Annotated in this window: 1 pseudogene; it reads left to right on the top strand. The window is 55.3% G+C overall.

From position 1 onward, the window contains the following. A pseudogene (locus K0H48_RS02570) lies at positions 1 to 315 on the top strand (hypothetical protein); the annotation flags it as partial. Positions 316 to 329: the final 14 nt, after the last annotated feature.

Raw genomic sequence — 329 nt, forward strand, 5'->3', positions numbered from 1 at the left:
CAGCAACAGCAACAGCAACAGCAACAGCAACAGCAACAGCAACAGCAACAGCAACAGCAACAGCAACAGCAAAGCCATACTCGGTCAAAAGGTGGGAGCTGGCTTGCCTGCGATGGCATCAACTCAGTGTGCCTGATGTACCGAGGTGCCTGCATCGCAGCGATGCGGCGACCCGACAAGGCAGCTCCCACAGAAAAGCAGCTCTTCAGTGCATGCAAATCCACAGCCGATCTCATATTCAAAACTGCATGCGGTCAACTGTGGGAGCGGGCTTGCTCGCGAATGCGGTGGGTCAGTCAATTCATCTGTCACTGACCCACCGCATTCGC

It is taken from the genome of Pseudomonas sp. Xaverov 259, from assembly GCF_019352915.1.
Classification (GTDB): Bacteria; Pseudomonadota; Gammaproteobacteria; order Pseudomonadales; family Pseudomonadaceae; genus Aquipseudomonas.